Origin of the sequence: Enterocloster lavalensis (assembly GCF_046603895.1) — a bacterium.
GTDB classification, from domain to species: Bacteria; Bacillota; Clostridia; order Lachnospirales; family Lachnospiraceae; genus Enterocloster; species Enterocloster lavalensis.
This window is the reverse complement of sequence record NZ_CP176637.1, coordinates 3,347,710-3,360,673: the sequence shown is the minus strand read 5'-3', so window position 1 is coordinate 3,360,673 and position 12,964 is coordinate 3,347,710. Positions and strand designations below refer to the sequence as shown.

At 52.9% G+C, this 12,964-nt stretch carries 14 protein-coding genes; 1 reads left to right on the top strand and 13 read right to left on the bottom strand.

From position 1 onward, the window contains the following. Nucleotides 1-14: 14 nt before the first annotated feature. The 5 genes from ACK2JC_RS15040 to ACK2JC_RS15020 form a co-directional block, all read right to left on the bottom strand. Nucleotides 15-761 (bottom strand): ABC transporter ATP-binding protein, encoded by a 747-nt coding sequence (locus ACK2JC_RS15040; protein ID WP_227167186.1) that lies wholly within the window; start codon nucleotides 759-761, stop codon nucleotides 15-17. A gap of 14 nt (nucleotides 762-775) precedes the next feature. Next, nucleotides 776-1,549, bottom strand: a complete 774-nt coding sequence (locus ACK2JC_RS15035) for an ABC transporter ATP-binding protein (RefSeq protein ID WP_320937533.1) — start codon at nucleotides 1,547-1,549, stop codon at nucleotides 776-778. Beyond that, nucleotides 1,528-2,316, bottom strand: a complete 789-nt coding sequence (locus ACK2JC_RS15030) for an ABC transporter permease (RefSeq protein ID WP_227167188.1) — start codon at nucleotides 2,314-2,316, stop codon at nucleotides 1,528-1,530. Before ACK2JC_RS15030 ends, ACK2JC_RS15035 begins: the two co-directional genes overlap by 22 nt. Then, a complete protein-coding gene (locus ACK2JC_RS15025; protein ID WP_227167189.1) occupies nucleotides 2,313-3,116 on the bottom strand; it encodes an ABC transporter permease in 804 nt (267 codons plus the stop codon). Before ACK2JC_RS15025 ends, ACK2JC_RS15030 begins: the two co-directional genes overlap by 4 nt. 64 nt (nucleotides 3,117-3,180) lie before the next feature. Continuing rightward, a complete protein-coding gene (locus ACK2JC_RS15020) occupies nucleotides 3,181-4,290 on the bottom strand; it encodes an ABC transporter substrate-binding protein (protein WP_227167190.1) in 1,110 nt (369 codons plus the stop codon). Between the two features lie 249 nt (nucleotides 4,291-4,539). On the opposite strand from ACK2JC_RS15020, the gene ACK2JC_RS15015 reads away from it, so the two are divergent. Beyond that, complete coding sequence (locus ACK2JC_RS15015) at nucleotides 4,540-4,806, top strand: hypothetical protein (protein ID WP_118754358.1); 267 nt, start codon at nucleotides 4,540-4,542, stop codon at nucleotides 4,804-4,806. A gap of 89 nt (nucleotides 4,807-4,895) precedes the next feature. Here ACK2JC_RS15015 and ACK2JC_RS15010 read toward each other — a convergent pair whose 3' ends face one another. From ACK2JC_RS15010 to ACK2JC_RS14975, 8 genes are all read right to left on the bottom strand, one after another. Continuing rightward, complete coding sequence (locus ACK2JC_RS15010; protein ID WP_227167191.1) at nucleotides 4,896-6,245, bottom strand: glucose-6-phosphate isomerase; 1,350 nt, start codon at nucleotides 6,243-6,245, stop codon at nucleotides 4,896-4,898. A 249-nt stretch (nucleotides 6,246-6,494) separates the two neighbouring features. Then, the gene (locus tag ACK2JC_RS15005) at nucleotides 6,495-7,259 is read right to left on the bottom strand and encodes a hypothetical protein (RefSeq protein ID WP_320937534.1); all 765 of its coding nucleotides are present in this window, start codon (nucleotides 7,257-7,259) and stop codon (nucleotides 6,495-6,497) included. Between the two features lie 142 nt (nucleotides 7,260-7,401). After that, a complete protein-coding gene (locus tag ACK2JC_RS15000; protein WP_320937535.1) occupies nucleotides 7,402-8,190 on the bottom strand; it encodes a DeoR/GlpR family DNA-binding transcription regulator in 789 nt (262 codons plus the stop codon). Between the two features lie 33 nt (nucleotides 8,191-8,223). After that, nucleotides 8,224-9,651, bottom strand: coding sequence for an amidohydrolase family protein (locus ACK2JC_RS14995; protein WP_118754356.1), 1,428 nt, complete (start codon nucleotides 9,649-9,651; stop codon nucleotides 8,224-8,226). Nucleotides 9,652-9,677: 26 nt separating this feature from the next. Next, on the bottom strand, nucleotides 9,678-10,409 hold the full coding sequence (locus ACK2JC_RS14990) for an ABC transporter ATP-binding protein (RefSeq protein ID WP_320937536.1): 732 nt from the start codon (nucleotides 10,407-10,409) through the stop codon (nucleotides 9,678-9,680). Then, nucleotides 10,393-11,178, bottom strand: a complete 786-nt coding sequence (locus ACK2JC_RS14985; protein WP_302326797.1) for an ABC transporter ATP-binding protein — start codon at nucleotides 11,176-11,178, stop codon at nucleotides 10,393-10,395. Before ACK2JC_RS14985 ends, ACK2JC_RS14990 begins: the two co-directional genes overlap by 17 nt. A 2-nt stretch (nucleotides 11,179-11,180) precedes the next feature. Further along, the gene (locus ACK2JC_RS14980; protein WP_320937537.1) at nucleotides 11,181-12,068 is read right to left on the bottom strand and encodes a branched-chain amino acid ABC transporter permease; all 888 of its coding nucleotides are present in this window, start codon (nucleotides 12,066-12,068) and stop codon (nucleotides 11,181-11,183) included. 14 nt (nucleotides 12,069-12,082) lie between these two features. Continuing rightward, the gene (locus ACK2JC_RS14975; RefSeq protein WP_007706962.1) at nucleotides 12,083-12,955 is read right to left on the bottom strand and encodes a branched-chain amino acid ABC transporter permease; all 873 of its coding nucleotides are present in this window, start codon (nucleotides 12,953-12,955) and stop codon (nucleotides 12,083-12,085) included. Nucleotides 12,956-12,964: the final 9 nt, after the last annotated feature.

Sequence of the window (12,964 nt, the reverse complement as noted above, 5' to 3'; positions counted from 1 at the left end):
GTTCTTTTCCTCCCTTACCACCACTTGATCAACTCCGTCACATAATTGCGGATTTCCACAAAATCCTCTGAGGTTACGTCCCGGGGCCAGGGCAGTTTATTGATGATTTCTTTCTTTATTTTAGTCGGCTTATTGGTCAAAACCAGGATCCGTTCGCTGAGATAAACCGCTTCCTCAATATTGTGGGTGATAAAAATGACGGTAGTGCCTGTTTCCCTCCACAGCCGGATCAGCTCGTCCTCCAAACGAAAACGCAGGGAAATATCCAGCTGCCCGTAAGGTTCATCCATAATCAAAAGCTCCGGCTGAACGGCAAAGGCCCTGGCGATCACTACCCGCTGGAGCATGCTGGCGGAAAGCTGGTCGGGATAATAATTCCGAAATTCCTCCAGGCCCACCATGGCGATCACCTGATCCGCCCGCCTCTGAACTTCTTCCTCCGGAAGTTTTTTCACTCTCAGGCCGTATTTTACATTTTCTTCCACTTTCAGCCAGGGAAACGTGGAGTATTCCTGGAATATGTAGGCTATGTTATGCCGCTTTAAATCCACAGGCTCGCCGTTTACCAAAATTTCTCCCGCCGTAATATCATACAGCTTTGTCAGGCTGTTTAAAAATGTAGTCTTGCCGCAGCCGGTAGGCCCTACGATACAGAGAAACTCTCCCTCCTTCACCTCAAAGGAGATATCGTCCAGCACCAGCAAATCGCCAAATTTTTTTGTCAGATTGTTCACTCTGACCTTTACTCTATCCTCACTCATGACGCTCTCCTCTCTTACAATGTCTCGTCCGTGTTATCCAGAATTTCCTTTCTGAGGCGGAGGAACTCCGGGTCCACATAGCTTCTGGGCCTGGGAAGATCTACGGTGTATTCCTTTTTGATGGTGGTGGGACAGTTGGTCAAAAGAATAATTCGGTCCGCCAGATAAACAGCCTCCTCAATATTGTTGGTCACAAAGACAACGGTCCGCTTCTCCTTCTGCCATATTTTTTCCAGCTCCTCCTCCATCATGTAGCGGGTCTGAGCGTCCAGGTGGCCGAATGGTTCATCCAACAGCATAACCTTTGGGTCATTGCAGTAAGCCCTGGCGATCCCCACACGCTGGCGCATGCCACCCGACAGCTGGTTCGGATAGCTCTTCTCAAAGCCCTGAAGTCCCACCAGATCGATAAAATACTGAGCGCGCTCCCTTCTGGTCTTTTTGTCGATGCCCCGGGATTTTGGCCCGAACTCCACATTTCCCATGACCGTGCAGAAGGGGAAGAGAGCCGTAGTCTGATATACCACCCCCCGATCCGCCCCCGGACCTTCCACCTTTTTTCCGTCCACCGTCACAGTCCCCTCTGTTACCAGTTCCAGGCCCGCAATCAGGTTGATCATGGTGGTCTTGCCGCACTGTCCTGGTCCGAACAGCACCACAAATTCATTTTCCTTTACATCCAGATTGATATCATTCACCACTTCCTTCACACGACCTGCGGATTCAAACCGCTTTGTAACGTGTTCCAGACGGATAATCCTGTCGTCTACACATCCATTCTGTTCCATGAGCACAGTCTCCTTTCAGCCTCACGCATAATTGTAGCCAGCACAAGCCCTACCACGCCGATCACCACCATTCCCACAAGAACCAGCGGAATATTGGTCGTGTCGCTGCCTCTCAGGATGATCCATCCGCAGCCCTCCTGAGCTCCCACCATCTCTGCCGCAAGCACCGCCATCCACGCGGTGGACAGGGCCACCTGCATTCCCGCAAATATCTGAGGAAGGCTGGAAGGCAATATAACCCTCAGAAAAATGTCCCGCTCACTTGTTCCCAGCATCCTGGCGCAGCCCACCAGAGTCGGATCTACACGTTGAGCGCCTGTATATGCATTAAGTGTAATGTTTGTAAATGAACCTATGAAGATGATTGCATATTTGGGCAATTCCCCCACCCCAAACCAAAGGATCACAAGCGGAATCCAGGCGATGGGCGGAATGGGACGGATCAGTTCAAACAACGGCTTGATAATCGCTTCCGCGTAGCGGGAGGTGCCCATTGAAAGGCCCACGATAATGCCGGACACCGCCGCCACAGTGTAGCCCACTAGCACGCGGCGCAGGCTGTAATACAAATGTCCATAGATTGTAAAACGGCCAATGGGCTCGAAGAAGGAGGTAAACAGCAGCCGAATCACTTGGATGGGGCCGGGGGTAGTCTCTCTGGCAGCCGTAAAGGTGGTGATAAACTCCCAGGCCAGAAAAAACGTTGCGATTGCCAGAATCCCATAGATCATTTTTTCAGCTTTTTCCGAGCGGCTCATCTTTCTCATGATTTTTTCCCTCCCTTAACCATACGATTTTCCAGCTTTGTGAGCACCACCGCAAACAACGTACCAATAAAGCCGATGGTCAACATTCCCACAATAATCAGGTCGGCCCTGGCCAGAGAACGGTTGAGCTGAATCATATAACCCAGACCCTTGTTTGCAGCAAGCATCTCGGCTGCGCACAGAGTCGTCCAGGCAGCTTGCAAAGAAATTCTGAGTCCAGTGAATATAAGCGGCATGGCGGTAGGAATCGCTACTGTAAATAACATTTTCGTGCGGGAAGCTCCAAAGGTCTGAGCAACCCAAAGGTGAACGGGCCGGGTTTGCTTGATTCCCGCGTAGGAATTGATCACGCATGGAATGAACGCGGACACAAAGATAATTGCAGCCTTAGCGCCCAGACCGATGCCAAACCAGAGAATCATCAGAGGAATCCATGCAATCGTGGGAACCGGCCGCACCAGATCAAATAACGGCGTCACGAACAGGTCGATCCGTTTAAACCACGCCATACAGATGCCCAGCGGAATGCCGATCACCGCCCCAAGAAGATAACCGCTCAGCGCTACTTTAAGGCTGGCCAGAATGTGCTGGAACAGCGTTCCACCGTCCGGAGCCTTATGATTTAGTTTATAAACAAATGCCTCCAGCACCTGGACAGGACTGGGAAGGCAGTAATCGGGCATCAGGTGCATAATTGCCGTCGCCAGGTACCAGACTCCGAAAAATACTACAAGAGAACAAGCGGAGATTGCCGCAAATTTTCGTCTATCGCGCTGTTGTTTCTTTTCTAACTCTGTCACATCAATCCTACCTTTCAATAATAGAGGGCACCCGAAGGCGCCCTTAACATACATTGCCGTTCTATTAATAGCCCAAGGCTTCCTTCACGATTGTATCATCCACATGCTTTGCAATCTCCGGGAACTTAGATTCCTCCAGAAGCTCCTGGGATACCCAGAATTCTCCGGTAACCTGAACGGAATCACCGATGGTTATGGTTTTGGCCTCTTCCGAAGTCACGAACGGACGGGTTGCGATTTCATTTTTACAGGCATCAAGAGAGGACTCGGAACCATTCTCCGTATACCAATCCAGAAGAAGCTGCGCGGCCATGTCGGGATCGGCCTGCAGGGCGTCGGTAGCCTCAAAGAATGCCTTCACATAATTTACAAGCACATCGCGCTTACCGGTAAACGCCTTATTACTGACAATAATAGAATCAAACTGCGGAACTCCCAGAGTGGTCAAACTGGAGGTCACAATCATTCCCTCGGCTTCAGCCTGGTAGGATGTGGGGGGATTCAGAGCGGCCACATCACAGTTGCCTGTCATCAGCGCCTGGTATGCGGATGGGAAATCCATATGAACAATCTCCACGTCGTCGGTGGTCAGTCCCAGCTTCTCAAGCCACTTGATCACATTCAAATGGGAAATGGTACCGGTATTGGTAGCAATCACTGCGCCCTTCAGGGTTTCAGCGTCTCCATAAACATCCGGATAGGACGGATTCGCACCTTTTACCTGAGCAATGGGGGAGTCCGGCTTACACAGCGTGTAGAGCCCACCCTCGGAATGCCCGATATCAGCGATACAATAGGCCCCATAGATCGCCAGAGAATTGACCGCGGCAGCGCTGAGCGTTCCCACCTCCCACTGGTCGGCTGCCAGCGCTTCGTTCATGGCTCCGCCATTGGCAAAATATACGGTTTCAATTTTAAACCCATTTTTAACATCCAATCCCTCATTAATCATATATTCAATGGGAATACTGTTTAAAAACGGCATAACGGCCACCTTCAATACCGGCAGATCCGCCGCCGGGGTTTCCTCCTGTCCCGCCTCCGTCTCCTTAGATGTACCTGCTGGGGCTTCAGTCGCCGCAGTGGTTGAGTCCACCGGCTTTGGGGCACATCCGGCCAAAGTTCCCGTCAGCATCGCAGCAGCAGCCAACATACTGATCCATTTCTTTTTCATTCAATATAACCTCCCTTGCATAGTGTTCATGAGTATTCATAATACTCATTACCTGTTTCATTTGCTGGGATTATCATACTAAATTCTTAAAAAAACGTATATCTATTTTCTTATGGTTTTTTTGAAATTTTTGTCTTTCTGCTGGATTTATTCAAAATTTTTGATATTATTTTAGATTTTTTATGTTATACTTAAATTCGCTTGAGAATGATTATGAGATGATTGAGATTGAGAAAGAGGAGACCGCTTATGTTCAGAATGTGGGGAAAAATCATGAAAGACAACCGCCTGGTCAGGGACAAGGTCATTTGCATTGGCGACTACTCGCTGTCACGGACCCAGATGATATTCCAGGCTCTGGATGATATCTGTTATGAGTTTGATCTCTCAAAACCGCTGTGGCTGGACGCCACGGTCCGGGATTTCCAGCTGCACGACAAGACCCGGTTCACTCAGGATAACTTTATAGATTCCGTTGATTTTGATTTTCTGGAAATTCAGATCATTGAAGAATAAGCTTTGACAGACACAAAAAGCCGCCCCGTGGCCTGAGAAAATCCGGGGCGGCTTTTGCGTTATGAAATTTTCTATATACAGCTCTTGGCTTACAGTCTCTTTAACAGCGCTTCTCTCTGCTCCTCATATCCGGGTTTGCCGAGAAGTGCGAACATATTCCGCTTGTAGCTCTCAACCCCGGGCTGGTTGAAGGGGTTGATGCCCAGAATATAGCCGCTCACGCCGCAGGCGAATTCATAGAAATAGAACAGTTCGCCCAGATAAAATTCATTCTGCTCCGGCACGGTCACCAGAAGGTTGGGGACATCCCCATCCGTGTGAGCCAGAATGGTGCCGTTCATGGCGCTCTTGTTTACGAAGTCCACGCTCTTGCCCGCCAGGTAGTTCATGCCGTCGGTATCCACTTCTTCTTTTTGAAGCAGGATCTCAGCAGGGCTTTCCTCCACGTTGATCACGGTCTCGAACATGATACGCGCTCCGTCCTGAATGAACTGCCCCATGGAATGCAGATCTGTGGTCAGGTCAACGGATGCCGGGAAAATGCCTCTGCGGTCCTTTCCTTCACTCTCTCCGAACAGCTGTTTCCACCACTCGGATACATAATGCAGGCTGGGCTCGTAGTTTGCGGTGATCTCCACCTGTTTGCCCTTGCGCAGCAGAATATTGCGTACAGCCGCATACTGCAGCGCCGCGTTGGTCTCATAGGGCAGCTCCAACGCTTTCTTTCTTCCGGATGCCGCGCCTTCCATCAGTTTGTCGATGTTTGCCCCGCTGACTGCGATGGGCAGAAGGCCTACGGCGGTGAGCACGGAGTAACGTCCGCCCACATCGTCCGGTACGACGAATTCTTCATAACCTTCCTGGTCTGCCAGGTTTTTGAGCGCGCCCCGCGCCTTGTCGGTCGTTGCGTAGATACGCTTGCTGGCCTCGTCTTTGCCATACTTGTTTACCAGCATTTCCTTAAATACGCGGAAGGCGATCGCCGGCTCGGTTGTAGTGCCGGACTTTGAAATAATATTGATCGAGAAATCTTTTCCCTCCAGCACCTGCTGCAAATCGCGGATGTATTTGCTGCTAATGCTGTTTCCAACGAAGTAAATCTCCGGGGTCTTTCGGACGCCCTTCGGCAGCACATTATAAAAGCTGTGAGACAAGAATTCGATGGCCGCTCTCGCTCCCAGGTAGGAGCCGCCGATGCCTACCACCAGCAGCACGTCGGAATCGCCCTGAATCTTCGCGGCAGCCTTCTTAATTCTGGCGAATTCTTCCTTATCATAATCGACCGGCAGATCGATCCATCCCAGGTAATCGTTGCCTGCGCCGGTCTTCTCAACCAGCGTATCTCTTGCCGCCATAACGGTGGTCTTAAAATTAGCCATCTCCTCTGCGGAAACAAAGCCGGCCGCTTTGGAATAATCAAACGTTACTTCCTTTCCCATAACTTTTGCTCTCCTTTTCTTATGTTCATGGGCCTGTCCCATGGAATCTATGTCATGCGGACCCGTGCCCTGTCCGCCAGGCGCACGTCCGCCTATCTATCTCACGGTGCGCCGCCGCCCCGGGGCGGTTTTGCACTTGCGCAGCAAGCCTGGCAAACCTGACTTCTGCTTCATTATACCATAAATGCATTTCAAATGCGATATGTTCAGGCAAAAAATGCCCTCAGCTCTCCTCCCTTCGCCCGGGAGCTACGAAATAAACTCCTTGAGCAGTTCTCCCAGGACCCGCTTTTGATCCGGATTTAAATCTTGCAGCCAGTTCTCACCAGAATTTTGCGCGTCCGCATTCTTGATGGTCTCTTTGATCTTTTCCCGGCTGGCCGCCGTCTGTTCCAATCCCCGTCTGCCTGCGCCCCTGCGCTCTCTGGCCAGGGAGCGGACCGGGGTGGGTTCCCTTCGCTCTTCCTCCGCTACCGCCGCCACATGATCTCCGGTTCCCTCCCGGGCCATTCTCGGCAGCATGACATTTTCCATATAATCCTGCAGGCAGGTCATCAGTTGTTGTTTTCTGGAATCCAGGTTGATTCCATAATCAAACAGCATGGTGAGCATTCCGCTCAGGATTCCCACGGTGCCGTACAATACAATATAGTAGTTATCGCTTCTGTACCAGTAGGACATGAAAGCCGCCGCGCCGCCTGCCAAAAAGCAGAGAAGCGTCAGTTGGCCGGAAAGGTTGTCCAATCCCCGCACGGACATCCCCATCATACGCATGCCGTACATTTGCCGCTCCAGATAAACTCTGGTGTTACTCATTCCTTGATTGATCCGATATGTATCCTCCGCGTTTTGCCGCAGCGCCCGCAGGCATTTGTTCTTGGTCAGTGCCAAATTCGTACTCTCTTTAATTAATCGTTTGTAGAAGCTCCCTGCCACCAGCCTGGTAAAAATCCCGGCCAGGCAAATGGCCGCCAGCACATACAGTGCCTTTCCTGTTTGTAAGAAACTCATCATAAAAAAGCTCCCCTTTCTTCCCGGAAAATGTTCCGTGGTTATGTTTGCTCCTACATTATAACCACGGGTTTTTCATTTGGGAAGTTGAGAGAGCCTAGAATCGTTCGTCAAATTCTCCTATAAATCGATTCTGAAGTCACATTTAAGGGAGCACGGAAAGCTGTTGCTGGGGCGAGGAGAGCACTTTTACGCCAATATCGTTCCAGGCCCGCGCCTCCCTGGCCGGAATGTTCCAGTCTGTGAATACATAGTCGATGCGGTCTGCGCTGCATACTTTGTTAAACGCCACCTCGCTGAACTTGCTGAACTCGCACAGGATCATTCTGGTGTGGCCGATCTCCAGCATCTTGCGCAGAGTGGCGGCCTCCTCGGTGTTGTACTCCGTTACGCCGTCCTGGATGGAGATTCCGTCGATGCTTAAAATCGTCTTATCTACCTTAAAGTTGCCCAGACATTCATTGCACATGCCCCCCACCAGGCTTTTATTGTGCTTGCGCAGATAACCGGAGGACAGATAGATCTGATTGTTCTCATTGTCGCTCAGAATCAGGGCGATGTCCGGTGAGTTGGTGACCACGGTGAGCTGCGTTTTACTGTTCTGAAGGCATTTGGCAAGGGCAAGGGTGGTGCTGCCGTTGTTCATTGCGATGGCGTCGCCGTCGTTGATATACTCCGCCGCCATCCTGGCAATGGCGTATTTGCCCTGCTGGTTGTTCTCCATTTTCTTTTCAAACTCCATCTCCTTGGCCCGCAGGTTGCTGTAAACCGCTCCGCCCCGTACCTTGCGTATGGAGGAACCCTGCTCCAACACCATCAAATCCCTGCGGACCGTCTCCAGAGAGACCTGAAATCGCTCCGAGAGCTGCTCCGCCCTGGCAAATTTGACCTCGGACAGGTACTTAATCATTTCCTTCTGGCGTTCATTGTACATAACGTCTCACCTCTGTTCTCCTCTGCTGAGGGCTTAATAGTAACCGTCCCGCGTCCACTGGGCCAGGGGCAGCCCGGCGGTCCAGGGCAGGGCCTCCATCTCCTCTGAAATCCGCGCGGCGGCCCGGTTCACCGCACTGATAATCTCTCCTTCATCTCCTGTGGTAAGTCTGCCGTTCTCGATCACGAAGGTCCCGTCGATCATCACGGACTCCACCTCATTTCCCAGAGCGGAATAAACCAGATTGGGAACCAGATTGCGGATGGGACGCTCATAAATGGGATTCATCTGCGGTCCGGACAGGTCCAGAATGATCAGATCCGCCAGTTTGCCTTCCCGCAGAGAACCGATGGTATCCTCCATACAGAGTGCCCGGGCCGCCTCGATGGTGGCCATGCGCAATATCTTCCAGGACGGGAATATGGTTGCATCGTGGTTCTTGTATTTGTGGATCAGGGCGGCGTATTTCATCTCGTCAAACATATTGGTGCAGTTGCAGACCTGATCCGTACCCAGCCCCACGCAGCCGCCGAATCCGGCGAACTCCTGGGCCGGCGGCAGAGCGCCTCTGACCACTGAGATACTGGTGCTGCACAGCGCCAGGGCCGCGCCCGACCGTGCCACCAATTCCACCTCGTCCAGGGATGCGTAGGTCATATGGGCGGCCAGAAGCTTCTTATTTAAATATCCTAAGGACTCCAGCAGCGCTACCGGGGCTTTCCCCGTGCGCAGCCGGGTCTGTGTGACCTCCTCCTTTGTCTGGACCAGATGGGTAAAGATACCGACTCCATCCTGATCCGCCAGGTGCTTAATCTCCCGGAGCATCTCCTCGGAGCACATAGCCGCAGAGTGAGGTCCGTAGCGGCAGGTGATGCGCCCGCCAAAGCTCTCATGGTACTCCTGCACCAGCTTCCGGTTATCCGTCAGCTTACGCTGGCCCACCGCCGGATCCAGGGGAATCAGCTGATCCACCTCCACCACGGACACATCCGGCGGCAGCTCGTTGATCATGCCGCTGACCACCGCCCTGGTTCCCAGTTGAATGTGGTTTTTTACAATTTCCGTCATGGGGGAATAGTAGTCGCCGAAGGTGGTGATTCCCGAGCGCAGCGCCTCTACAATATTTAAACGGGAAGCAGCGGCAAAATCCTCGTCCCGGGCCACCCCAAGAAGGGGCAGGATGCCTTTAAAACGCCAGATTTTTCCCGGCAGATCCTGAGCGCAGCTGCGCACAATGGCGTCGCCGGTGTGCATGTGGACGTTCACAAAGCCCGGCATGACCGCTTTCCCTTTAGCCTCGATGTAACGGTGGGCCGTATACCGGCTCATCACATCCTGTTCTTCTCCTACGGCGATGATTTTATTGCCCTTTATGCCCACAGCCCCGCGGTTAATGATGCCCGTGCCTGGGCCTTCCATGGTAATCACATAGCCGCCGTGAATCATCAAATCAAGGGTCATATGTTTACTTCCTTTCCGCGAATCGCTTACTTGAAGCCCAGATAGGCTTCCTGAATGTACGGATCGTCCAAAAGTTCGGAGCCCGGACCTTTTAGCTGGATTTTACCCAGATTGAGAATATATCCGGTGTCCGCAGTCTCCAGGGCCAGCTGGGCGTTCTGCTCCACGATCAGCATGGTGGTTCCGTGCGTCTTGTTAATCTGCCTAAATTTTTCAAACATCTCGTCGATGATGATTGGCGCCAGTCCCAGAGACGGCTCGTCCAGCATCATCAGCTTGGGGGCCGCCATCAGCGCCCGGCCCACGGCCAGCATCTGTTGTTCCCCGCCGGACAGAGTACCGCTCATCTGCTTTGCCCGCTCCTTCAGCCGCGGAAACAAGTCGAACACCTCTTCGACTCGCTGGGCGATGACCGCCTTGCTTTTCTGGGCGTAAGCCCCCACCTGCAGATTTTCCAGCACCGTAAGGTTTACAAAAATCTTTCTCCCCTCAGGTACCAGACAGATTCCCTGCTGGGAAAACTGGTGAATCCGGCCGGGCAGCGGCCTTCCGTCAAACTCAATACTTCCGCTCCCAATCTCCTTGTCGCCGGCAATGGTTTTTAGCAGGGTAGATTTTCCCGCTCCGTTGGCGCCGATGATGGAAATGATCTCCCCCTGCCGGATATCCAGGGAAATGCCATGGATCGCCTGAATTCCGCCGTAAAACACGTTGAGATCCCGGACCGACAATAGGATATCGTTAGTTTGCTTCTCCACCGCGCTTCCTCCTCTCTCCCAGATAGGCTTTGATCACATCGGGATTTTTCTGTATTTCCTCCGGCGTGCCGCTGGCCAGAAGCTGGCCCAGGTTCAACACCTGAATATTCCGGCATACCTCCATCACCACCTCCAAGTGGTGTTCAATCAGCACAATGGCGATGCCCGTCTCCCGGTGCAGTTTCCGTAAAAAGTCCACCAGCTCCAGGCTTTCCGCCGTATTCATGCCCGCCGCGGGTTCATCCAGGAACAGAAGCTTCGGACCGGTAGCCAGAGCGCGGGCGATCTCCACCTTACGCTGCAAACCGTAGGGCAGGGAGCCCACCTCCGTGTCGCGGTGCTGTATAAGGCCCACCTGATCCAGATATTGCAGACAGGTCTGCTTGATCTCCTTATCCCGTTTGACCACATGGGGCAGCCGCAGCATGGCAGATACCGTGTTGTAGCTGGCCCGGCTGTCCAGACCGATGGCCACATTTTCCAGCGCCGTCATTCTGGGATAGATGCGGATGTTTTGGAATGTGCGGGCAATGCCTAAATGGGAGATCCGGTCCGGGCGCATGCCGTTTAGCCGCTGCCCGTCAAAATAGATATCCCCCAGTGTGGGGGGAACCACTCCGGTCACCGCGTTGAACACCGTGGTCTTACCAGCGCCGTTTGGTCCGATCAGACCGATAAAATCTCCATTTTCCACTGAGAAGGTAACATTCTGAACCGCCTTCACACCGCCGAAATGAATGGAAAGGTTCTGAATTTCCAGCAATGACATCTCTAAACCTCCCTCCCCTCTTTACCGCTTCCTCTTAACTTCCGGTACAGGCGCTTGAACGGTTTTAAGGACAGTTCCTTATAGCCCATCAGTCCTTCCGGACGAATCCGCATGGTGAGAATCAGCACCAGTCCGTACATGGGCAGCCGCCAGTTCGCCATAAAGCGGAGCACTTCCGGGGTGGCGGTGAGCACGGTTGTGGCCAGCGCCGGACCGGTGATGGAGCAAACGCCGCCCAAAACCACTGCGGTCAGCAGGTTCGTGGACATAGTTCCGCCAAAAATATTCGGAACAATATAGGTATAATAGTGAGCCATCATGCCGCCGCCCACGCCGCAGAAAAATGCGCTGATGATCAGCCCCTTCAGCTTTTCGTGGAAAATGTTGACGCCAATGAGTTCTGAGGCATCAGCATGGTCCCGGACCGCGATGGCAATTTTACCGTGCTGGGACTCTGCGTAATTGCGCGCAAAGAACACGGCCAGAACCGCCAAAATCATGGCGCGCGGCAGCGTTGTCAGCGATTCCAGCCCGGAAAGCCCGAGAGCGCCGCCCACGTAAGGGTGGTTCACATTGGCCATCACCACGCGTGTGGCCTCGCCAAAACCGAAGGTGGCGATGGTGAAACAGTCCGCTGACATTTTTCCGCGCAGCGTGGGAATTCCGATAACTAGGCTGAACAGTCCGGCCACAGCTCCACCGCCTAACAGTGCGATAAAATACGGAACCCCGTAAAATTTTGTGAGAATACCTGCCGTATACGCTCCCAGGCACAGAAAACAGGCATGCCCCATGGAGAAAAGACCGATATAACCGGTCAGTATGGCCAGACCGGCCACACAGACAATGTTGATACAGGCGCTGATCATAATGCCTTCAATATATCCCATGTGTTTCCTCCCCCTTACAGTTTATCGTGGGCGCTCTTGCCCAGAAGGCCGTTGGGCTTAAAGATCAGCACAATGACCAGCAGGCCGTAAGCCACCAGATCGCGGTAGGTTGTGGAGACATATGCAGAGATAATCGTCTCCAAAAACCCCAGAAGCAGACCCGAGATCACAGCGCCGGGCAGACTGCCCAGGCCGCCCACCGTGGCGGAGACAAACCCCTTGGTCGCCACAACGCCCATATTTGGATATACCGAGTATTTCATCCCGTAGAAACATCCGGCCAAACCCGCCGTAGCGCCGGACAGCAGGAACACCACCGCGGCCACACGGTTTACATTAATTCCCATAAGTCCCGCCGTGTTGGAGTCAAAGGCGCTGGCCCGGATTCCCAGACCGGTTTTTGTCTTGTACAGGAAACACCAGAGAAGGATCAGCATGATGACGGATAAAACCGCGGCCAGAATGTCCGCCCTGGGAATGGCGATATTGCCGATACGGATCACGGCTTTGGCCCAGTCGGATGGAAACGGACGCACCGCGCCGCCCCAGAGCTGGATACAGAAGTTGGGAACACAGGTGTTGATTCCCAGAGCCGCGATCATCAGATACACTTTCAAAGCCTTTTTCTGGCGCATAGGTCGGTAGATCGTCACCTCCATCAGGAGTGAGATAACGGCCGCCACGGCCAGTGCAACCAGGATGCCGGGAAACAACGCCATGTGGGTCCGTTCGATGGCGAACAGTGCGCCGAATGCCCCCAGCATCATGACCGGCCCGAAACCAAAGTTGGAGAAATTGAACACGCTGAACACCAGCGCATATCCCACGGCGAGAAGCGCGTACACGCTGCCGATGGAAACCCCCGTAATTAACTGCTGTAGAATCATTTATGTTAC